At 45.8% G+C, this 21,138-nt stretch carries 27 protein-coding genes; 6 read left to right on the plus strand and 21 right to left on the minus strand.

Annotation, left to right across the window (positions count from 1 at the left end; translation table 11 throughout):
- Window positions 1-31 precede the first annotated feature (31 nt).
- On the plus strand, window positions 32-460 hold the full coding sequence (locus JGK07_RS03535; RefSeq protein WP_293175936.1) for a hypothetical protein: 429 nt from the start codon (window positions 32-34) through the stop codon (window positions 458-460).
- A gap of 273 nt (window positions 461-733) precedes the next feature.
- On the opposite strand, the gene JGK07_RS03540 is transcribed toward JGK07_RS03535, so the two are convergent.
- Together JGK07_RS03540 and JGK07_RS03545 are read right to left on the minus strand one after the other, a co-directional pair.
- On the minus strand, window positions 734-2,434 hold the full coding sequence (locus tag JGK07_RS03540) for an ABC-F family ATP-binding cassette domain-containing protein (protein ID WP_293205441.1): 1,701 nt from the start codon (window positions 2,432-2,434) through the stop codon (window positions 734-736).
- Between the two features lie 88 nt (window positions 2,435-2,522).
- Window positions 2,523-2,732: a hypothetical protein gene (locus JGK07_RS03545; protein ID WP_293210330.1), complete on the minus strand. Its 210-nt coding sequence runs from the start codon at window positions 2,730-2,732 to the stop codon at window positions 2,523-2,525.
- Window positions 2,733-2,867: 135 nt separating this feature from the next.
- On the opposite strand from JGK07_RS03545, the gene JGK07_RS03550 reads away from it, so the two are divergent.
- Together JGK07_RS03550 and JGK07_RS03555 are read left to right on the plus strand one after the other, a co-directional pair.
- A complete protein-coding gene (locus tag JGK07_RS03550) occupies window positions 2,868-3,341 on the plus strand; it encodes an element excision factor XisH family protein (protein WP_293210328.1) in 474 nt (157 codons plus the stop codon).
- Window positions 3,329-3,697, plus strand: coding sequence for a XisI protein (locus JGK07_RS03555; RefSeq protein WP_293210326.1), 369 nt, complete (start codon window positions 3,329-3,331; stop codon window positions 3,695-3,697). The genes JGK07_RS03550 and JGK07_RS03555 overlap by 13 nt, the downstream gene beginning before the upstream one ends.
- Window positions 3,698-3,792: 95 nt before the next feature.
- Here the strand turns inward: JGK07_RS03555 and JGK07_RS03560 are convergent, their stop codons facing one another.
- Window positions 3,793-5,991 (minus strand): ABC transporter substrate-binding protein, encoded by a 2,199-nt coding sequence (locus tag JGK07_RS03560; RefSeq protein WP_293210324.1) that lies wholly within the window; start codon window positions 5,989-5,991, stop codon window positions 3,793-3,795.
- 44 nt (window positions 5,992-6,035) lie between these two features.
- Window positions 6,036-6,860: a transporter substrate-binding domain-containing protein gene (locus tag JGK07_RS03565; protein ID WP_293210322.1), complete on the minus strand. Its 825-nt coding sequence runs from the start codon at window positions 6,858-6,860 to the stop codon at window positions 6,036-6,038.
- Between the two features lie 206 nt (window positions 6,861-7,066).
- Here JGK07_RS03565 and JGK07_RS03570 point away from each other — a divergent pair, with 206 nt between their 5' ends.
- Window positions 7,067-7,927: an Rpn family recombination-promoting nuclease/putative transposase gene (locus JGK07_RS03570; RefSeq protein WP_293210320.1), complete on the plus strand. Its 861-nt coding sequence runs from the start codon at window positions 7,067-7,069 to the stop codon at window positions 7,925-7,927.
- A gap of 65 nt (window positions 7,928-7,992) precedes the next feature.
- Entirely contained in the window at window positions 7,993-8,799 is an 807-nt protein-coding gene (locus tag JGK07_RS03575) for a pentapeptide repeat-containing protein (protein WP_293223815.1), read from the plus strand.
- Window positions 8,800-8,975: 176 nt separating this feature from the next.
- On the opposite strand, the gene JGK07_RS03580 is transcribed toward JGK07_RS03575, so the two are convergent.
- Together JGK07_RS03580 and JGK07_RS03585 are read right to left on the minus strand one after the other, a co-directional pair.
- Entirely contained in the window at window positions 8,976-9,266 is a 291-nt protein-coding gene (locus JGK07_RS03580; protein WP_293223813.1) for a helix-turn-helix transcriptional regulator, read from the minus strand.
- Window positions 9,267-9,374: 108 nt separating this feature from the next.
- A complete protein-coding gene (locus tag JGK07_RS03585; RefSeq protein ID WP_293223811.1) occupies window positions 9,375-9,740 on the minus strand; it encodes a helix-turn-helix transcriptional regulator in 366 nt (121 codons plus the stop codon).
- 136 nt (window positions 9,741-9,876) lie between these two features.
- On the opposite strand from JGK07_RS03585, the gene JGK07_RS03590 reads away from it, so the two are divergent.
- Complete coding sequence (locus tag JGK07_RS03590; protein ID WP_293223809.1) at window positions 9,877-10,293, plus strand: hypothetical protein; 417 nt, start codon at window positions 9,877-9,879, stop codon at window positions 10,291-10,293.
- A gap of 16 nt (window positions 10,294-10,309) precedes the next feature.
- Here JGK07_RS03590 and prfA read toward each other — a convergent pair whose 3' ends face one another.
- The 15 genes from prfA to rpsE all read right to left on the minus strand — a co-directional run bounded on the left by prfA (window position 10,310) and on the right by rpsE (window position 21,017).
- A complete protein-coding gene (gene prfA, locus JGK07_RS03595; protein WP_293175967.1) occupies window positions 10,310-11,407 on the minus strand; it encodes a peptide chain release factor 1 in 1,098 nt (365 codons plus the stop codon).
- 314 nt (window positions 11,408-11,721) lie between these two features.
- On the minus strand, window positions 11,722-12,030 hold the full coding sequence (rpmE, locus tag JGK07_RS03600; RefSeq protein WP_293175969.1) for a 50S ribosomal protein L31: 309 nt from the start codon (window positions 12,028-12,030) through the stop codon (window positions 11,722-11,724).
- 332 nt (window positions 12,031-12,362) lie between these two features.
- A complete protein-coding gene (rpsI, locus tag JGK07_RS03605) occupies window positions 12,363-12,773 on the minus strand; it encodes a 30S ribosomal protein S9 (protein ID WP_236504525.1) in 411 nt (136 codons plus the stop codon).
- On the minus strand, window positions 12,773-13,228 hold the full coding sequence (gene rplM / locus JGK07_RS03610; RefSeq protein WP_293175972.1) for a 50S ribosomal protein L13: 456 nt from the start codon (window positions 13,226-13,228) through the stop codon (window positions 12,773-12,775). Before rplM ends, rpsI begins: the two co-directional genes overlap by 1 nt.
- A 117-nt stretch (window positions 13,229-13,345) precedes the next feature.
- A complete protein-coding gene (gene truA / locus JGK07_RS03615; protein WP_293175974.1) occupies window positions 13,346-14,188 on the minus strand; it encodes a tRNA pseudouridine(38-40) synthase TruA in 843 nt (280 codons plus the stop codon).
- A 29-nt stretch (window positions 14,189-14,217) separates the two neighbouring features.
- A complete protein-coding gene (gene rplQ / locus JGK07_RS03620) occupies window positions 14,218-14,568 on the minus strand; it encodes a 50S ribosomal protein L17 (protein ID WP_293133831.1) in 351 nt (116 codons plus the stop codon).
- Between the two features lie 131 nt (window positions 14,569-14,699).
- Window positions 14,700-15,644 (minus strand): DNA-directed RNA polymerase subunit alpha, encoded by a 945-nt coding sequence (locus JGK07_RS03625; RefSeq protein ID WP_293133983.1) that lies wholly within the window; start codon window positions 15,642-15,644, stop codon window positions 14,700-14,702.
- Between the two features lie 174 nt (window positions 15,645-15,818).
- Window positions 15,819-16,220 carry a 30S ribosomal protein S11 gene (gene rpsK / locus JGK07_RS03630; RefSeq protein WP_265233150.1) on the minus strand — a complete coding sequence of 134 codons (402 nt, stop codon included), beginning with the start codon at window positions 16,218-16,220 and terminating at the stop codon, window positions 15,819-15,821.
- Between the two features lie 87 nt (window positions 16,221-16,307).
- Window positions 16,308-16,691, minus strand: a complete 384-nt coding sequence (gene rpsM / locus JGK07_RS03635; protein ID WP_293175976.1) for a 30S ribosomal protein S13 — start codon at window positions 16,689-16,691, stop codon at window positions 16,308-16,310.
- An 88-nt stretch (window positions 16,692-16,779) separates the two neighbouring features.
- Window positions 16,780-16,893, minus strand: coding sequence for a 50S ribosomal protein L36 (gene rpmJ / locus JGK07_RS03640; protein WP_015178722.1), 114 nt, complete (start codon window positions 16,891-16,893; stop codon window positions 16,780-16,782).
- 362 nt (window positions 16,894-17,255) lie between these two features.
- The gene (gene infA, locus JGK07_RS03645; protein ID WP_006276978.1) at window positions 17,256-17,480 is read right to left on the minus strand and encodes a translation initiation factor IF-1; all 225 of its coding nucleotides are present in this window, start codon (window positions 17,478-17,480) and stop codon (window positions 17,256-17,258) included.
- Window positions 17,481-17,893: 413 nt separating this feature from the next.
- Window positions 17,894-18,475 carry an adenylate kinase gene (locus tag JGK07_RS03650; RefSeq protein ID WP_293175978.1) on the minus strand — a complete coding sequence of 194 codons (582 nt, stop codon included), beginning with the start codon at window positions 18,473-18,475 and terminating at the stop codon, window positions 17,894-17,896.
- Window positions 18,476-18,480: 5 nt separating this feature from the next.
- Entirely contained in the window at window positions 18,481-19,785 is a 1,305-nt protein-coding gene (gene secY / locus JGK07_RS03655) for a preprotein translocase subunit SecY (RefSeq protein ID WP_293175980.1), read from the minus strand.
- Between the two features lie 103 nt (window positions 19,786-19,888).
- Entirely contained in the window at window positions 19,889-20,335 is a 447-nt protein-coding gene (rplO, locus tag JGK07_RS03660; protein ID WP_293133857.1) for a 50S ribosomal protein L15, read from the minus strand.
- Window positions 20,336-20,471: 136 nt separating this feature from the next.
- The gene (gene rpsE / locus JGK07_RS03665; RefSeq protein ID WP_293175982.1) at window positions 20,472-21,017 is read right to left on the minus strand and encodes a 30S ribosomal protein S5; all 546 of its coding nucleotides are present in this window, start codon (window positions 21,015-21,017) and stop codon (window positions 20,472-20,474) included.
- Between the last annotated feature and the right edge of the window lie 121 nt (window positions 21,018-21,138).

Below are 21,138 nucleotides of genomic sequence, written 5' to 3' on the forward strand. Positions count from 1 at the left end.
TCAATATTAATTGGATTAGAGGGAATCACAAATGAAGTTTTGGCACTGTTGTACCAAACTGGGATTTATAGTTTTGTTTTTGAGCAGCATCGGGGCTGAGAATGCTTTAGCTGCTTTACCGTTACAGGTGGGAATTTATCACGGCGGCGGTTCTCGATACATTCAGATTGCTCAAACAGAAAAGAGAATCTGCTTCAAAGGCTTTTCTTCTAACGGAGTTACTGTGGCTTCCGTTACGGCGGATACTAACCGCAAAGATTTTTACAAAATCAACGGATTTGACGGTACGTTTCTGTCGCAACAAGATACAGATACTGTCTTATTAGGCCCGGTAAATCAGTTGATTAAGTATGTGGCAGATTATGGTTTTGCTAGAGATTTAGATGATGATTTGCAGGAGTGTCTTAGTTCCCAGAAGCCATTCTTTAAACAAAAATCAGGGGGCAGAGGTTCTCGCTAAAATTATTAATTGCTGTGGCTGTCATCACGAGTTACAGGCAAGTCAAATGATTAATAGAATTTTGGGTTAAACTATTAATGAGTTTTTCTATGATAAGCTGTTCTACATTTAAATTGTGGATTAAAAATCAATAAAGATATTGTGGAATGGGCTTCTAGCCCGTTCCGAGCATCCTATTTAAATGCTGCCCCAGCTTAGAAGCGCTCTAATATTGAAATTGACTCAATTCAATATCGGGACACGACATTGCCGTGTCCCTACCAGTCAAGTTACTTACTTTTGTTTAGCCGCCGCTTTCTTCTTCGCTTCCTTCTCGGATTTCTTGGCAGCTTTCTCAGCTTCAAGTTTGGCGAACTTGGCTAGTTCTTTCTCTTCAGTTATTTTGTCCAGATAGTAATGGTAATCTCCCAGATAAGTCCGAAACTCGCCGTCTCGAACTTCTACTATTTTGTTAGCGACTTGAGAGATAAAATAGCGATCGTGCGAAACGATAATTACAGTGCCGTCGTAATTCTTAATCGCCTCTTCCATCATCTCCTTCGCGGGAATGTCGAGGTGATTTGTCGGTTCGTCCAAAATTAGCAAGTTCACAGGTTCCAGCAGCATTTTTGCCAAAGCCAGACGGGCTTTTTCTCCACCACTTAAAGCGCCAACGTGTTTGAATACTGTTTCACCGTTAAACAAGAACCGCCCCAACAAAGTCCGAACTTCTTCATTTTTCCAGTCGGGTACTTCGTCGTGAATGGTTTGCATCACGCTTTTATTCAAATCTAAGGCTTCTGCTTGATTCTGTTCAAAGTAACCGGGGATGACGTTGTGGCCTCCCATTTTTACCGTACCTTCGGTGGGCGTTTCTAAACCCATGATCAGGCGCAGCAATGTAGATTTTCCGGCACCGTTGGGGCCGAGAAAGGCTATGCGATCGCCTCTTTCAATTAATAAGTCTGCTCCCAAAAATAGGATTTTCTCGCCGTAGGTGTGTACTAAGTTTTCAATTATGGCTACTTCGCGGCCGCTGCGGGGTGCGGGGGGAAACCGGAAATGCAAGGTTTTTAAGCCGCCGGTGGGGGCTTCGATGCGTTCAATTTTGTCTAACTGCTTCTCGCGACTTTTGGCTTGGGTACTGCGTGTGGCGCTGGCGCGGAATTTTTCAACGAATGCTTGCTGTTTGTCGAGTTCTTTTTGCTGGTTTTCGTAGGCGCTGAGTTGGGCTTCGCGCGCTTCTGCTTTTTGCAGGAGGTAGGATGAGTAGTTGCCGAGGTAGGTGCTGGAAACGCCACGTTCTGTTTCGACTATTTGGGTGCAGAGTCGATCGAGAAATTCGCGGTCATGGGATACGATTACCATTGGGGTTGTCAGCCCTTTGAGGTAAACTTCCAGCCATTCGATCGTTTCTAAGTCGAGGTGGTTGGTAGGTTCGTCTAACAGCAGGATATCGGGTTTTTGGAGGAGAATTTTACCTAAACTCATCCGCATTTGCCAGCCGCCGCTGAAAGCGCTGACTAGCCGATCGCCATCTTCTTGCTCAAATCCGATTTCTGGTAAAATTTTCTCGATTTGGGCTTCTAAACCGTAGCCGTTTAAGCCTTCAAATTGCCGTTGTAGCCGATCCATTTTGTGGATCATGTTGTCGAGATTTTCTGGGGTGGCGGCTTCGAGCTCTCGGTGCACCTCCATTAGGGATTCGTGGACTTCGTTGGCTTCGCTGAATGCGCGCCAAAATTCCTCTTTAACGGTGCGGGTGGGGTCGATTTCAAATTCTTGGGAGAGGTAGGCGATGTGGAGGCTGGCGGGGCGAATGACTTCGCCTGAGGTGGGTTCCATTTCGCCGGCGATGATTTTGAGTTGGGTGGATTTGCCGGCACCGTTGACGCCTACTAAGCCGATGCGATCGCCCGGTTTGACTTCCCAGGTGACATCTTTGAGTACGACGCCTGTGGGGTAAATTTTACTGATGTGTTCGAGTCGCAGCATTGTTGTGGGGACTGGGGAAGGGGAGGTTTAGCGGCGGATGGGATGCCGGCGCTGAGGTCGAGTTAATCTTAACAAATTTTAATTAAATTTAGTCATTGGCAAGATTTGGGTTTGGGCGGGCGATCGGATTTTGGATTTTAGATTTTAGATTTTGGATTTTATAGCCCTGGGCGCGCGGGTAGCGAGAAACCGGGTTTTTTAGGAAAATACTTGTCACAAAGCCCCAGATTCTCGAAAAACCCGGTTTCGAGGAGTGTATGAGTGCGATCGCACTTGGGATTTGAGATTTTATTACCATAGTCAGAAACCGGGTTTTTTACAAAAATACTTCGTACAGAGTCGCAGATTCACGAAAAAACCCGGTTTCTGTGGTGTGTGAGTGCGATCGCGAACTGTTTGATATGGATGCGTAAGTCCTATTCTGTTGTAGTTGATGCAATACATTACAATAGTCAGTATCAACCTCGATCGCTCTCTTAAAGCGATCGTGCCAGCAAAAGACATTTATCATCAAGTTGTCAAACAGGGTCTGATTAAGGCTGGCTGGACAATTACCCACGATCCCTATCCCTTGGCTTGGGCGAAGAGAAACCTATCGATCGATCTTGGTGCAGAACAGCTATTAGCTGCTGAGAACAACGATCGCAAAATAGCGGTTGAAGTTAAAAGTTTTATCAGAGAGTCGAGAATTGCAGATTTAGAGCAAGCTTTGGGTCAATACACTCTTTATCATGATATTTTACAACGGACGGAATCAGAAAGACAACTGTATCTTGCAATTCCACTAAATGCTTTTACCGAGCTTTTTGAAGGACAAAAATTTGGTCAGATTTTGCTAGATAATAACCGCCTAAATCTTGTTGTTTTCAACCCAAAAACAGAGGAAATAGTACAATGGATAGCTTAAATACTTATCGCCAACTTGTTAAGCAGCTCCTGACTGAATACGCTGAGATTCCCGTTTGTGAAAGTGGGACGCAAAACGCCACAATTTTTGATTTGGAAAATGACCACTATATGTTAATAAATATAGGTTGGTTTAACGACCAGCGCATTCACCATTGCGTGATTCATATTGATATTATTGACTCTCAGGTGTGGATTCAAGCAAATAATACCGATCGCCTGATTGCTGAGGAGTTAGTTGCAGCGGGAATTCCGGCTAAATCAATTGTTTTGGGGCTTCAACCGCCTGATGTTAGACCTTATACTGCTTATGGAGTTCCTTGTAGGGAGCAGCAGCGAGAATCCTTGAAAGTATGATGGAGTGGAAGGGATTTGCATTGGAGAGCGATCGGGCTTCAAAAACTGTCAAAGCAGGCGAAACGTGCCTACAAAGCCCTCATTCATCAAGCATTTCACTGTAATGGTACAAAATCATAACCAGTACCAGAACGAGAATTTTCATCGCGAATAATTTTCACCAGTTGAATAGGCCCATTGCGATCGCCCGTTGGCAAAAACGTTACCATTCCCGAAGCACCTTGAGCAGAGAATTTGGTTGCTGAAAGTGCTTTTTGGACACCACTGCGAGTGGGATTTTGTTGCAAAGCAGCAATCAATGCTTTAGTTGCATCATAAGCCATTGCGCTGCGCCAGTTGACATCTGCACCCCAGAGGCGATCGGCATCTTTAGTAAACTCAGCTTGGGGATCTGCCTCTCTGTGCCAAGGAATTGCTAATACCATCCCTTCGACATCCTGTTTACCTATTTCCAAAGTTTTAATCTGGTAGGGGCTGTCTCCACCCAGTAGTGGTAATTGATTCTGATTCACTCTCGCTACCTGTAAAGCTTTATCGAGAGATGCTGCATCTGGTAAAAGGATAATTACTTCTGCTCCCTGACTAATTGCTTGTTTTACATTATCATTTGCCTTGAAAGTAGAACTAGCAAAGTCAAACTGCTCTGTTACTTTCACACCGTTTTGATTTAGAGCATCCGTCAATTCATTTTTCAGCGATTTGCTGTAGTTGCTAGCAGAATTAAAAAATACTGCTATTCTTTGCAATCGTAACTGCCCAGTTGTATAATTTGCTAGAGATTGACCTGCTAATTTATCACTCGGTACTGTGCGAAAGATATAGTTACCCAGCCCAGAAATTTTTACTGAGGTGCTGGTAGGTGAAATCGCCAAGAGTTGATTTTTCTGGTAAACCTCTCCTGCTGCTATTGTTGCATCACTGCTAAAATGACCGACTACGCCCAATACAGATAGATTTTTGGCTAAGGCATCTGCAATTTCTGTCGCTACTTTGGAATCGTTGCCATCATTAGCAATCATTACTTTTAAAGGAATGTTCTGAATGCCGCCAGCTTTATTGACTTCATCTTGTGCCTGTGCAACACCCCGCATAATTTCATTAGCTGTATCTAGGCTTTGTCCGCCTTGCCCAATGGGTGCAGCTACAGCGATGGTATGAGATTTACTGTTCCCAATACGAGCGTTATTGAGGTAAATTAGTGCTTCGGGAGCGTTCCGATTAGCTTTTATGTAGAACTCTAGCTGGGTTACAGCAGTAGCAAAATCACCCTTTGCAAAGGCTGCTATACCAGCTTGTTTTTGGGTATTGGCATTCCCTGGAATTAAAGATCGTTCTCCCAAACTCAGGCTTTGACTTTGATTTTTTTGGTTTATTGCTGGCTGAACTCTTCCAACAGAAGAAGGTGAAACAGCTAATTTTACTTGAGAACCTGCTGTTATCCACCAAAAGCCTATGAATGCTAAAATTGCACTCATGAGAAAAGCTAAAGGAAAAACTACAGAATTAGTAATCTGTGATATACCTCGCCTATCAATTTCCTCTCTCAAACCATTAAAAGTAAATTTAAATGATAATACGAAGTATGTGATACTAGCTATTATATTTACGGGAAATGCAATCAACCACTGCCAAAATCCATCGAATCTAAAACCTAAGACAGAAGCTCTCAGAGTGTACCACCAATAGTCTAAGAAGTTATTTATTTTCACTCCATCTTGTCTCATCCAGTCGGTAAAATCATTAACATAAGCAACATTTTTTATGAACTTAATACTTGTATCTGTGAAAACATCTATATAAATACTTTGACTAATTCCCGAAGATAAATTTGCAATCAAGTTTCCATAATCTAAAATTGTATTCAAAAAGCACAAAACAATTACAAATGGACAGATCAATAAATCTACAGCAGCAATTCCAATTATATAACATAAAGGAGCAGCTCCCGCTCCCAAACAAAAAAATGATGCCAATACAATATACCAAAATATTTGGAACGGTAAACCACTTATTCCAGCTTCTCTATCAATTTCTTGAAAACCAGCTCCAATTATGACTATGACAATAAAAGCAATTAAAGCAATAACAATATCCAGCCACCATATGCCTGTTACTTGAGTTATGTTTGATATATTTTGCCAAGAAAAGTTAGTATTAAAATCCTTGATAAATGCAAAAAATGGTCTAACTATGAACAATAAAAATAAACGTGCTAACAGCATTATTATAACAGAACCAATAACGCCTAATATAGGGAAAATTACAGGTTCCCAACTTTTTGATGTTGCTGACATTTTTAACCTCTAAACAACTTAATTGTGCAATTTTGTTTGTGCCGTTATCTACTGCAATAATCTATAGTTGCTTTTAGATAAGGCACTAATCCTCCAAACCAAGTACCCCAAGCCTGTTTTCCTTCACTGCTATTGATGAAAGAATTAACAGAATTTTGCCACTGAGAATCGTTAGCGGGAAGTATCATCCCATATACGTCACAGGAAAGAGGTTGACTGGGCAATAAAGCAAAATTATCTACAGATAATCCTTGTCTGACGGCTTCTCCTATCAAAAGAATCGTATCGCCCGCAAATGCAGTGATTTTACCGTTCGACACTGCTGTTAAGCCTAAATATCTTTCAGGAAATTGTACTATTTCAGCACGAGGATATACTCTGGCAACTGCGGCTAAATTAGCAGATCCTTGCAGGACGCCAATACTTGTATTTGCTAAGTTGACATTTCTATTTTGATTTTTGACCATCAACTGTGTTCCCGTAATAAAAAATGCTTGAGAATATTTGATATTTTCGACTTGTTCTTTAGTACCGCTTATTGTGTTAGGACCACACTCTATATGCACAGTTCCATTTCTCACAATCGCCTCGCGATTTTGAATTGTAGAACGCACAGCCGCTACAGTAACAGTTCTGTTGAGTTGTCGGCTGAGGCTGTTTGCTAGTGAATCTGCAAAAGTAGTACAATAGCCTTTCCAGCCTTGTCCATCTTCATAGCCAAAAAGCACAGCATCTTTTCTAATCCCAACTTTTAAAACTCCTGTTTGCTGAATTTGTTGCAAAACGGTCTGCGCCCAGCTTGCAGTAGAAAAAAGCACAGCATATATAATGCTAGATGTGATAAGTATCAGCTTGAATTGCTTATTCATTATGTTATATTGCTACTTGTTGTGAATCCGTGCTCGCTAGCTATTGGTAAAATAGTTTACCAACACGATCTCATCTTTGTCAGTGATAAAAAGTGATAAAAAGTGATAAAAAGTAATGACTTTCCCCAAATCGCCCTAAAATCCCTTCTCAGGTAGATGCCGCTAGAGCTAAACTCTTCTAAATAACCCCTCACAACCCAACTTCCTTGGCCTACGACAACACCTGCAAATATCTAGCAGAAAAATTCCCCGCCGCCTTCGTGAGCTGGCTACTACCAATAGACGAGCCCACCGACGTTCAGGTACTCAAAACCGAACTAATTCAAGAACCCATCCGAGCCGATTCTCTCGTTTTCCTGCAAACGGATAACCAAATCCTACATCTGGAATTTGAAACCCGACCCTACTCCGACCCGCCGATCGCCTTCAGAATGCTAGACTACTACGTCAGGCTCAAACGGCAATACTCCTGTTCCATCAATCAAGTAGTAATCTTTTTGCAGCAAACAGCCTCTGAACAAGTTTTTGTATCGGAGTACACAGATACGAACACCCGACACGGCTATCGAGTTATCCGCCTGTGGGAACAAGACCCCGCTTTACTGCTGTCCGTCCCCGGCTTGCTCCCATTCGCGACACTATCTCAAACCGACTCGCCGCGAACTTTATTAGAGCAAATCGCTACTCAGATTGCTACAATAGAGGAACCGAATCAACAAGCAGATTTACTCGCTTGTACCCAAGTGCTCGCAGGTTTGAGATTTGAAAAAGACTTAATCAGACAACTATTTAGGAAAGAAACTATGCGCGGTTCTGTGATTTACCAAGAAATTCGCGAAGATGGCCTCCTTGAAGGAAGACAACTAGGCCTCCTTGAAGGAAGGAAAGATGAGGCGCTGTCGTTGCTCACTCGCCTGTTGATTCGACGGATTGGTCCGATCGCCCCTCCAATCCAAGAACAAATTCAGACTTTATCCGTAGAAGAATTAGAGGATTTAGGAGAAGCGCTTTTGGACTTTTCCGAAGCCTCAGATTTAACCAATTGGTTGAATGAACATCAGCCTTAATTCCTAAGATATAGCCTCCTATTGTCAAAATTTCACCAGATATATACTTTAAGGAAACTTAAGCCATGACCGTTGATGAAGCAATCGCGATCGCAGAAACTCTCCTCGATGGCGAAGGCTTAAACGACGTGCAAGAGCTGATCTTTAGACAATGCTGGGAAGGCAGACATTCCTATGAGGAAATTTCTCAACTCTCTCAATATAATGATGAATACATAAAAGCGCTGGCGGCTAAACTCTGGAAACAACTCTCAGAGGCTTTTGATGAAAAAGTAAAAAAAAGTAATTTACGCTCTGTTTTTAAGCGATACTTGCGACGACATCAAGTGACATTACATCGAACTCAAGTAATTGGAGTTAACCTCAGCGGTGCTAATTTAACCGGAGCCAGAATATCATTCGCCAACTTAAGTGAATCTGATTCATCAACAGATTTACAGGGTGCAACTATATCTGATTATAATACAGTATCAGATGAAACTATCAAGCCTGAAAACGCGCATAACCAGGGAATCTTGTCAAGCATAAAAGAACGGATTTATCACTGGAACGATCTGCGCTTTCGCTGCGAAGAACAAGTAAAAATAGCCGAAGCGCTCGATCGCACAAACACCCTCTTTTTCCCCAACTCCAAAGCCCGCCTCACCACACCCGCAGGTAGACAAAACCAAGAACCAGATTTCCTCATATTCCACCAAGGCAAATGGGGAATTCTGGAAATATGGCATCCAGATACAGAAAAAGATGAAACGCGCGATCGCCAGTTTGCATCTCACGGTATCAGCATCATCCACTACTGCGACGCTAACAGATGCCGCGAAGAACCCGATCGCATTGTCCAAGAGTTTTTAGACATATTGAGTCAGAGATAGGGCGAGTGTTTTTTTCGTAAGGGCGATGATAGGAGTCCAGAAACCGGGTTTTTTACGAAAAGACGCGTTGTCACCGACAGATTAGGTAAAAACCCGGTTTCTTTGTCGGAGTGCGTCAGTCCATAAGGGCGATCGCACTCTACTTCGCAAAAGTGGCGATCGCGATCGATCCTAACTCATTCCCCAGCAGCCTCAGCCGACGCAGCGAATCTATCCGCTACAGCCTTGCCAATTAGCGCCACCTGACTCAGAGGCAAAAACTGAATTTTTTTGACAATATCGTTAATTTCTGGTGGTTGCGAGACTGGATTGCCATCCAAAATGCTGAGAAACTCTTCCAGAGTATAGCCTGCTCTCGCTGCGAGCTTACCCAAGTTTTCAGTATCGGGAACCGTATCGCCTCTTTCCCAAAGTTGAACAGCAGTAGCAGAAACGCCTAAAAGCTTACCAAACGCTCGTTGACTCATTGTTCCACGAGCAGTTTTGATGATTTCACTAAGTTTTTGTCTATTTTGGATGTTCACAAGTTAAAAGCTAGTCGATCGCATCTACCAGTCTACCTACAAACTGATAAATCAACTATATTTCCCAGACGATTCAGCCGCCGCCGCGAGTCTATCCATCACGGCTCTACCAATCACCGCCAACTCACTAATCGGCATACATTGAATTTTCTTCAGCAGCTCGTTGGTATTTACAGGTTCCGGCATTGGCTTACCTTCGAGATGAGCCATCAACTCTTCCATTGTAAAGCCCGCTTTTGCCGCAATCTGAGTCAAATTTTTCGTATCCGGGAGTACCTGACCCTTTTCCCAATACTGAACAGCAGACCCAGAGACTCCCAATAGCCTACCAAAAGCGCTAAAACTCAGGTCGCCACGGGCTAGCTTAACAACTTCGCTCAGTTTCTTCCTAGCTTCTGCGTCCACAGTATTAGTCACCAGATCAACACAACTCCTAGTTTACTTATCTACCAAAAAATCTGTCTTTCTTGCTTGACAGCAAAAAGTTTACCAGTTAGAGTATAAATACTTTTGAAATCGTAATTGTATTTGTAGCCAATCAGGGGCAGTAAAAATGACTCGCAAGACACGCAACACCCGTCAAAGCCTCACAGCCTCTGGTTGGCTAAAACCCCAGCGCTGGCAAATCTCCAAAACAGAAACAGCCGCAGCCCTGAGAATGCCTGTCAACCGCATAGTCAAAGTTTACCCCAAACAACATCAAGTAATAGTCGTTTACCTGAACAAGAAAGGACAAAAATGCAGTTCCTTTTTCAGCTACAGACTATTTGCCAGATGGCAACAGGAGACGATCGCAGCAATTGCCAGTTGTCGAAACCAGCAAACCTTAGCTCCCCTTGAAATAATCGTACAGTATGACCTCGAACATTTCAAGTATCCAGTCGCGATCGCCGATGCAATTTGGGAAGCCCTACTCAACCACATCCGTCAAGTCATCAGGGAACAAAGGCTCAGCAAACAATGCGCCTAAGTTCCCCATCAACCAATCAATTAGAAGTAGAAGCAGCCAACTCGACCAAACGTTCCTGCTGATCCTGAGAAATGCAAGTCTGAATAATCTCCTCAATATCCCCTTCCAAAACACTATTGAGCGAAAAATTTTCCCCCAAACGGTGGTCGGTAGCCCGGTTATCCTTATAGTTGTACGTGCGAATCTTCTCCGATCGCGAACCAGTACCAACCTGAGCCAAACGCCGCGACTTCACCTCATCCTGCTGCTCCCGCAACTTCATATCATAGAGCTTAGCCCGCAAAATCTGCATCGCCCGCTCCTTATTCTGCAACTGACTGCGCTCCTCAGTACAGAAAATCCGAATCCCCGTCGGCTTGTGAAACAAATCCGCAGCAGTTTCAACCTTGTTCACGTTTTGGCCGCCAGCACCGCCCGATCGAGCCGTACTCATCTCAATATCCTTCGGATCGATATGAATCTCCACCTCATCCACCTCCGGCATCACCGCCACCGTCGCCGTCGAAGTATGCACCCGGCCACCAGCTTCAGTCACCGGCACTCGCTGCACCCGGTGCACTCCAGCCTCAAACTTCAGCTTGCTATAAACGCTATCCCCCGTGATTTCCAGAATCACCTCTTTAAAACCACCCATGTCCGCCAGTGACTCGCTCACCAACTTCACCTGCCAGCCTTCAGTTTGAGCGTAGCGCGAATACAGCCGCAGCAAATCACCCGCCCAAATACTAGCCTCATCTCCGCCAGTACCCGCCCGAATTTCCAGCATAATATTCTTGTCATCGTTCGGATCGCGCGGTAGCAGCAACACCTTCAAACGACTTTCCAAACTCTCCAGCTTCGACTCAAGTTCCTCAACTTCCATCCCGGCCATAAGCTGCATTTCTCGATCGCTCGCAGCTTCCTTAAGAACTTGCCGCGCGCCCACCAAATCTTCCTGAGTAGTTTTCCACAGGTCAAAAGTATCGACCACTTCCTCCAAGGACGATCGAGCTTTTGCCACCCGTTGGAACTCATAATTATCCCTGGCGACATCCGGGTCAGCCATGCGGCGAGTCAACTCATGAAAAGTTTGCTCCACCGACTTCAATTTATCCAGCAAATAAGATTCAGCCATGTCAAATGTCCTCCGTCAATCGATTTTAGATTTTAGATTTTAGATTTTAGATATTGAAGAGAAGTTGGGATAGAATCGCGATCTTTCCTCAGCGGAAGGGCCGTAGCAACTCTTCAGTCTAAGCTCTCCAATCCGAGGGCGGATAGATTTTAGATTTTAGATTTTAGAATTGAAGAGAAGTTGGGATAGAATCGCGATCTTTCCTCAGCGGAAGGGCCGTAGCAATCTCAAATCTCAAATCCAAAATCCGAGAGCAGTCAGTTACCAGTAGAAAAAAACTACTTCCAACCGACTGCGGACAAATGACAATCCGGCTACTTCTTCTTTTTGCCTTTAGCAGCAGCCTTAGCAGCATCTGCTTTCGGGTCTTCCATTTTCAGCGGCCCCGACATAGCATCTGCCTTCGGCATTTCTACTTCCGTCATGCCGTATTTCCGCATAAAGCGTTCCACACGACCTTCAGTATCAATAATCTTCTGAGTGCCAGTATAAAAAGGATGATTTCCCGACCAGACATCAACTTGAAGCTTTGGTCTAGTCGAACCAACAGTCATCACAAGTTCGCCGTTGCAATAAACCTGAGCTTCGGGATACCACTCAGGGTGAATGCCTTCTTTCGCCATTTTTTTTACTCTCTAATTTTTGACTTTACAACCATTTTAGCCGTCATCGGACTTGTACGCCAACAACAGCCGTAATTTTGCCCTATCTGCTTTGAAAACCAGAATCAGGAATCTGAAAAAAACCTTGAAAAAAGGAGGATGGAATCTAGAAAATTTTTCTTTCTTCCCTCTTCCCTCTTCCTTGCTCTTAGCAAATATTCAGGGTTTAAAACCTCCACTCCAGGAAGCCGAATTGTTTTGAGAACTACGCTAGGGCTTAGCGGAGAGTTAAATCCCAGTATTAAAAAGCTCAACTGTCAACTGTCAACTGTCAACTGTCAACTGTCAACTGTTTAACGTTTCGAGTATTGAGGAGCCTTGCGAGCTTTCCGCAAACCGTACTTTTTACGTTCTTTAGCCCGCGGGTCGCGAGTCAAATAGCCCTCAATCTTCAGAGGTTTCCGGTTGTCCGGGTCTAACTGACAAAGTGCTCTAGCGACACCCAAACGAATCGAGTCAGCTTGACCTGTCAGGCCGCCGCCTTCGACTTTCACCAAAATGTCGTACTCATTTTCTAGACCCAAAGTTTCCAAAGGAGCCTTAGCGAGTGCCAAATAAGTGGGGTTGAATTGCAGGTACAAATCTCCCTCTTTACCATTGACAGTCAGTACGCCTGTGCCGGGAACCAAACGTACCCGCGCTACGGAACACTTGCGGCGGCCTGTACCCCAGTACACAGCGCGGCCGGTATCTGTTGCTTGCATTACTCATTTCCTCCCGGAATCGTGTGAACAATTAATTCTTCTGGTTGTTGAGCTGCGTGCGGGTGGTTAGGGCCAGCGTACACTTTCAACTTAGTAAACAGTTGTCTGCCCAGAGATGTGTGAGGCAGCATTCCCCGAATCGCTTCTTCGACAATTCTTTCGGGCAAACGTGCTTGCAATTTGGCAAAAGTTTCTGTTTTCATGCCGCCCGGTCTGCCAGAGTGGCGGCGGTAGATTTTTTGGGTGCGTTTTTTGCCAGTAACAGCGATTTTGTCAGCATTGATGACAATTACGAAATCGCCGGTATCCATTGAAGGAGTGTAAGTGGGTTTGTGTTTACCCCGGAGGTACATGGCAACTTCAGTTGCGAGACGGCCCAGCCGCTGGTCGGCGGCATCGACCACGTACCACTTGTGCTCTAGGGAGTCTTTAGTAGGGACGTAAGTTTTGTTCATTGTTAGTTGTCAGTTGTTATTTGTTAATTGTTATTTGTTAGTTGTCAGTTGTTATTTGTTAGTTGTTATTTGTTAGTTGTTGCCAATAACTAATAACCAATAACTAATAACTAATAACTAATAACCAATAACTAATTTGGGCTGAGTGTCGTACCAAACATCGGTGGGAAAGGGAAAGTCCTGATAGCCAACCCGCAACAGGCATAAACCTTGAGCGGGAGCGGCGTATTTTACCATTTCTCGGCGTTCGTTGACCCAGATATCAGTGAAATTGTCGATCGCCCTTTCCCCCCGACCCACCTGCACCAGCAACCCCACCAGCAGGCGCATCATCCCGTACAGAAACCCGCTCGCCTGAACCTCAATATAGATAAGAGGCCCAGAACGGTGACACTCTGCCGCTTGTACGTCCACCCAAGAATGGGGGCGTGCAGACCCCGCGCGGTGGAAAGCCGCCAAGTGATGCCGCCCGATCAGCGGTGTCAAAGCTGCCTGAATCAAAGATTCGTCCACAGGTGCGTGATAGCAGTGCCAAGCATAAGGACGCACAAACAGATTAGGAATCGGGTCTGTATAAAGGGTGTAGCGATAGCGCCGCCAACTGGCTGAGAACCGAGCGTGCCAGGTAGGTTCCACCTTTGCCGAAGCTCGAATTAAAATATCTTTTGCCAGTCGAGAGTTGAGAACGCTTGCCCAGCGGTGAGCCGGAATTGGGCCATCAGCATCAAAATGGGCTACTTGAGCAGCGGCGTGAACTCCCGCATCCGTTCTCCCGGCCGCGTACAGCGTTACCGGGCGTTCCAGCACATTCGATATTGTTGTTTCAATTTCTTCTTGTACTGTACGCTGGTTCGGCTGTCGCTGCCAACCGTGAAAGTCAGTGCCGAGGTATTGGATTACCAAAGCAATGCGTTGTGTCGATCGGGCATTTTCGATTGGGGATTTTGGATTGTCAGTCATAAATCAAAAATCTCCCACCCAAAATTGCATTAAACCAGTTCAACGATCGCCATTTCGGAATTGTCTCCTTGGCGGGGGACAGTTCGCACTACGCGGGTGTAGCCCCCGTTGCGCGAGCCGTACCGTTCTTGGGCAGCCTCAAACAAGGCGTGTACTAACTGTTTGTCATAGATATAGCCCATAGCTTGCCGGCGAGCGGCCAAGGAGCCATCTTTGGCCAAGGTAATCATTCTGTCCGCTTCTGGACGCAGCGCTTTGGCGCGGGCGAGAGTGGTAGTGATTTTACCGTGGCGGATTAATTCGGTGGTCAGCGAGCGCAACATGGCGCGGCGCTGGTCAGCCGGTTTGTTTAGTTGGGGGACGCGACAGCGGTGACGCATAGCAGTTGGTAATTGGTAATTGGTAATTGGGCGCGGGGATAGACAGTCTGCGAACTCGGGGGTGAATTCTTCTTGGTTCTGAAGAACTCACGCACTGAAAATGCAGAACTTTTTTACCCGTTACCCGTTGATTAACTTTTAGCTGATTTTTCCTGTGGCAAAGTAATGCCCAAGCGTTTTTGTAAAGCTTCAATCACTTCTTCTGCGGACTTCTGCCCGAAGTTCTTAATCTCGAGCAAGTCTTCTTGGGTATAATCCAATAAGTCTGCAACTGAGTTGATCTGAGCCCGCTTGAGACAGTTGTAAGCCCGGACTGACAACTGCAATTCTTCGATCGGAATTTGGCTCGTAGGATCGGCCTCACCTGGATACTCGGGTTTGAGAGAATCTTGGGTGATGTCTTTGAGAGGTGCAAATAAATCTACCAGGATGTGTGCAGATTGACTCAGAGCTTCTTGAGGAGTCACGCTGCCATCAGTCCAGATTTCCATAACCAGCCGGTCTTTCTCAGAACTGCCACCGAGCCGAGCATCTTCCACGCTGTAGTTGACTCTGCGAATCGGCATAAAGATGGCGTCAATTTGGAGAAAATCCAAAGCCGACCCATCATCGCGACTGCGGTCTACTGCTCGATATCCGATGCCTTTTTCAATTCTGAATTCCATTTCCAGAACAGATCCCGGTGAGAGAGTCGCAATGTACTGCGATTTATCGATCAATTCCACCTCAGAGGGCAAATCGAATCGATCGGCAGTAACTGTAACTGGCCCCTCAATCCGCAACCTACCGATTTGTGGCTGCTGGGAATGAGTTTTTAGAACAACCTCTTTCATGTTCAGGAGAATTTCCAGAACGTCCTCACGTACCCCTTCGATCGTGGCAAACTCGTGATTGACGCCCGCGATGCGGACTGAAGTTACTGCTGTTCCTTCCAAATTTGACAGCAGAACTCGCCGGAGCGCATTCCCAACAGTTGTTCCCTGACCGCGATCGAGCGGTTCTAGAACAAATTTTCCGTACTGACTGCGGTCTTTGTCAGTGTTAGACTCTATACATTCAATTTGAAACTGCGCCACGGAGTGACCTCCCTTTTCCACTTTGGATTTTTGATTTTGGATTTTAGATTGCAGAGCATACCCCTGAACGGATTTCGGATTTTGGATGGACGGGGCAACAGTTAGAACCATTAGTTTTTGACTTTAAGCAGTTAGCCAATATCCAAAATCTAAAATCTAAAATCTCAAATCGTTTTAGACTCTACGCCGCTTGGGAGGGCGACAGCCGTTGTGAGGAATTGGGGTAACATCTCTAATCAGGGTAATTTCCAGTCCCGCCCCTTGCAAGGCCCGAATTGCAGTTTCTCGACCTGCTCCCGGCCCGCTTACCATTACTTCTATTTGGCGCATTCCCTGGTCATTGGCTCTGCGGGCTGCACTTTCTGCTGCTGTTTGAGCTGCAAAGGGAGTACCCTTTTTAGCTCCTTTGAAACCGCTGGAACCTGCTGATGCCCAGGATATTACTTCGCCATTTAGGTCGGTAATAGTCACAATCGTATTGTTAAAGGTAGACTGGATGTAGCCTACCCCATTCGGTACGTTACGCTTCTGCTTTTTTGCACCAGATTTCTTGCCTGTTTGTTGTCGTGGCGGCATATTAGTCTCTTTATCGTTTTCATTGAATTACTCTCCCCAAAGGCGGGGAAACAGTCAGCAGGAACATAAATTTCCTGCAAACTGCTGTTATTTCTTGGACGGTGCTTTTTTCTTGCCCGCCACTGTACGGCGGACGCCGCGACGGGTTCTGGCGTTGGTACGGGTTCGTTGACCCCGCACCGGCAGACCCAAACGGTGACGCCGACCGCGGTAAGTCCCGATATCCATCAGGCGCTTGATGTTCATTGACTCCCAGCGCCGGAGGTCTCCTTCGATTTGGTAGGTGCTTTCTACATGAGCCCGTAGAGTAGTCACGTCGGCCTCTGTTAAATCCTTGACGCGAGTGTCAGGATTTACGCCTGTTGCAGCGATAATTTTTTGGGCCCGCGACAGACCTATTCCGTAAATGTATGTCAGACCTATTTCGACGCGCTTATCGCGTGGAAGGTCTACACCGGCAATCCGTGCCACACTTTTTGTCTCCCTAGTTTTCCTATTTGGCTACAATATTGAATTAGGCAGCACCTGCGTGCATTGCCCAGCCCAATTTTCCCGTTTTCTAACCTTGGCGCTGTTTGTGTTTCGGGTTAGTACATATCACCATCACTCGACCGCGACGGCGGATGACGCGACATTTTTCACAAATTTTTTTGACAGATGCTCGAACTTTCATCTTTCTTCCTGCCTGGAGAACCCCGCTCTACCGGAGAGCACGCACGCTGGCCCGTAGAGCGGTGGGAGGAGAGGCTGGGCAAGGTGTAGGCCTCTCCTCGATTAAATTGTATAAAGTGCGGGTTGTTTTTTGAAGGAGATCGCTTGCACCCACTCCCATTGCTGGGTAAAGTTCGCTTGCGCCAGAATGTTGGCGATCGATACTTAAACGGCGTAGCAATGACTTAACCCGGTACGCCGCTGGGTTGTTGACGCCCTTCTCGGCAACACTACAAACGTAGCATTATAGCATAAATTTGAAGCTTTTTACCAAATTCTCTCTAATTAAACTTAGAATTAGTTTTTAGAAAGTTTTATCTAAGCCTATTTTTTCCGAAGGCGATAAGTAATCCTGCCTTTGGTCAAGTCGTAGGGAGTTAATTCAACTTTGACGCGATCGCCAGGCAGAATTTTGATGTAGTTGCGGCGGATCTTGCCGGAAATGTGAGCTAGCACGTTAAACCCATTATCTAGGTCAACGCGAAACATCGCATTCGGCAGTGATTCCGTCACTGTCCCTTCCATTTCAATTAAATCTTGCTTAGACAATTTGGTATTTACCTCAACTCTACATTTGATTAACTAGGAGTGTCCCAGCGTTTGCTTCAAAACCTATTTACCAAGTAAGGAGCGGCCGATTTTAGATTTTAGATTTTAGATTTACTCCACAGATGCATCAAAGGAGCAGGAACTTCGGTCTAAAATTTGGGATCTCGACGATTGTCGGTGGCTTGTATCCGTTTTGGGCGGGTTGAAGGCGAACGGGGCAATAATTCGGGTAACTCGATCGACTGCTTGACTCAATTAACCCCTTGCTTCAGCTTTACTTGAGTAAAGTTGTAGCAAGTAAAATCGAGTTCAATCCTGTTTCTAGCAACCCTCACAAAACCTGATAGCACAAAAAGCTCCTAGTTAACATATCTTAGCAAAAGCTGGTGAGTAACAAGCTGTATTGCGAGGGTTCAAGAGTCGCCAGAGAGCGCTTGTTGCAGTTCTGCGGTGACTACTTCCATATCGCGATCGCCATCAACCGCAACTAACTGTTCGCGAGCGCTATAAAACTCAATCAAAGGCTCAGTTTGCTCGCGATAAACTTGCAACCGGCGCCGGATCGTCTCCTCATTGTCATCCTGGCGGCCCCGCGACAGCAGGCGAGTCACCAAAACATTGTCAGGTACGTCCAAATTGACAGCTCGCAGATCGCAATCCTTTCCAGACTTACTTCCCTCAGTACCAACATCACACAGCAGTTTGTCAAAAAACGCTGCCTGCGCCACAGTACGGGGAAATCCGTCGAGAATCCAGCCCGCACCAGCATCTGGTTCATTCATGCGTTCTTGGACGATATCCATCAATAACTCGTCGGGAACCAACTCACCAGCATCCATGTAGGATTTAGCTTTTACACCCAAGGGAGTTTTCGCCACCACGCAGGCGCGAAGGATGTCACCCGTAGAAATGTGGGGTATTTTCCAGAGAGCGGCTAAAACCTGAGCCTGAGTTCCCTTTCCCGCCCCTGGAGGCCCCATAAAAATCAATTGCATTGCGATTACTTCACCATTCCTTCATATCGCTGGGAGATGACGTAAGTTTGAATTTGCTTGGCAGTTTCGATCGCCACACCCACTAGAATCAGTAGGGAAGTTGCACCAAACCCTCTAAAAGTTTGGACGCCGATCGCGCTTTCGACAGCCGTTGGTACAATAGCTACCAGACCGAGAAAAATCGCTCCCAAGAAAGTCAAACGGTTCAAAACCTTCTCCACATAATCGCTGGTTTTCTGACCGGGACGAATCCCAGGAATACTGGCACCCATTTTCTTCAAGTTCTGAGACATATCTACGGGGTTGACAATCAACGAAGCGTAGAAATAGCTGAAGAACAGAATCAAAGTCAGATAAAACAGCGCGTAAGCCCAAGGCGCAGGGCCGTTCGGACTCAACACATTAGCAACTTGAACCAAAAACGGCTGATTGAGAGACTGAGCAAGGAAAGAAGGCACAATCAACACCGAAGATGCAAAAATAATCGGCATCACTCCGCCTTGATTCAAGCGCAGGGGTAGATAACTGCGACTCTCCCGATAAACTTTGCGACCGACTTGGCGGCGGGCAGAAATAATCGGAATGCGGCGAGTACCTTCCTGAACAAAAACAATCCCGACAATCGTCACCAAAAAGACCAGCAGCAGAACAACTACGCGGCCGACAACTTGCGTGTCGCCACTTTGAGCCAATTCAAAAGTTTGTCCCAAAGAGCGCGGTAAAACCGACACAATGTTGATAAAAATCAACAGTGATGCTCCGTTTCCAATACCTCGCTCCGTCACCACTTCCGATATCCACATCACAAACATCGACCCTGCTGTCAGAGCCAAAGCAGTCTGGGGGATGAAAAAAGCCGATGGAGTCTGAGCAAAAGGGCTGACCCAAATCGCAATGCCAATGCTTTGCAGAATAGCCCAGCCCAAAGAAACGTAGCGAGTAATTTGAGAAATCTTGCGCCGCCCTGCTTCGCCGTCATTTTTCTGCATATCTTCTAAACTTGGCAGAGCCGCAGTTAGGAGTTGCACAATAATTGAAGCATTGATGTAGGGCAAAATCCCCAGCGCGAAAATCCCCAAAGCTGACAGCCCGCCTCCTGAAAACAAGTCCAAAAAGCCAATTAAAGGGCTATTTTGGACGTTTTGGGCAAAGGCGGCGCGATCGATGCCGGGGACTGGCAAGTGAACACCCAGGCGCACTAAAATCAATAAGCCAATGGTGACGAGGATGCGGCCCCGCAAACCAGCAGCTTGAGCCATCTGCATGAACGTCTCTTGTGCAGTTGGCGCTTTCTCTTTACTAACGTCCATAGTTACGATTTTGGATTTTAGATTTGGGATTTTCGACTAAATCATTTTCTGATAGCAAGAAGAGAGGATTTGAGATTTGGACAAACTCTCAAACCTCAAATCTTCACGCAACTACTTCGCAACTTCCGCCGGCGGCTTCAATTTTGGTGCGAGCACCTGCGGTAAAGGCCGCCGCGCGCACTTGCAGAGCCACATTCAGTTCGCCATCTCCTAAGATTTTCAGCGGCCCGTCGTCAGTAGTGACAATTTTTGCTTCGATCAAAGAGGTGAGAGTAACTTCTGTGTTTGCTGGCAGTGATGCTAATTTACTTACATTAATGGTAGTGTACTCTTTCCGGTTCACTAAAGGGAAGCTCTTCAGCTTGGGCAGGCGGCGGTAAAGAGGATTTTGACCACCTTCAAAACCGGGTCTAGTGCCGCTACCGGCTCTAGCTTTTTGACCGCGCATCCCTTTACCGGAACTCGCGCCTTGACCGGCAGAAATACCTCTACCCAAGCGACGCGGGCGTTTTGTGGAACCCGCTTTTGGTCGGGCGTCTTGCAATCTCATAGTTTTGATAGTTGGTAATTGGTAATTGGTAATTGGTAATTGGTAGTTTTGAGTTTTGAGTTTTGAGGAATGAAAGATTTTTATTCAAAACTCAATACTTAATACTCAAAACTGACAATTTCCAGTTCCCTAGTCCTTAACCGTAGAGGTTTTCTACTGGAATTCCGCGCTCTTGAGCAACTTCGGATAAGGTGCGAAGAGTGGAAAGGGCGTTGACTGCGGCTCTAGCGTTGTTTAAAGGATTTCCTGAACCTAGCTGTTTGGCTAAGATGTTGCGGACTCCTGCTAGTTCGAGAACAGTTCGCACTGCTCCCCCTGCAATTACCCCGGTTCCGGGTGCTGCTGGACGCATCATAACTTTGGCTCCGCCACCTGCACCGTTGATCGGGTGAGGGATGGAGTTTGATTTGGTGAGGGGAACTTCAATTAGGTGCTTTTTGCCGTCAGCGACGCCTTTTTTAACGGCACCGATTACGTCGCTAGCTTTGCCGACTCCCACTCCAACTTGACCGCGTTCGTTGCCGATAATGACTATGGCGCGGAAGCTGAGTTTTTTACCGCCTTTAACTACTTTGGTAACGCGACGAATCTGAACAACCCGTTCTTGCCATTCGGATTCTTTTTCGCGCCCTTTGTTGTTATTGCTTTTTTTCTTGTTGCGCTGTTCTTTTTGTTCTGCCATGTTTTGTCCTTGGGGAATTGAGGATTAGTAATTGGTAGTTGGTATAGAGAAATTAACAATTAGGAATTAAGAATTTTGTTATAGATTCTCTTTTCCTTCTTCCTTCTTCCTTCTTCCTTCT

This window comes from Microcoleus sp. PH2017_24_DOB_U_A (assembly GCF_020738205.1).
GTDB lineage: Bacteria > Cyanobacteriota > Cyanobacteriia > Cyanobacteriales > Microcoleaceae > Microcoleus.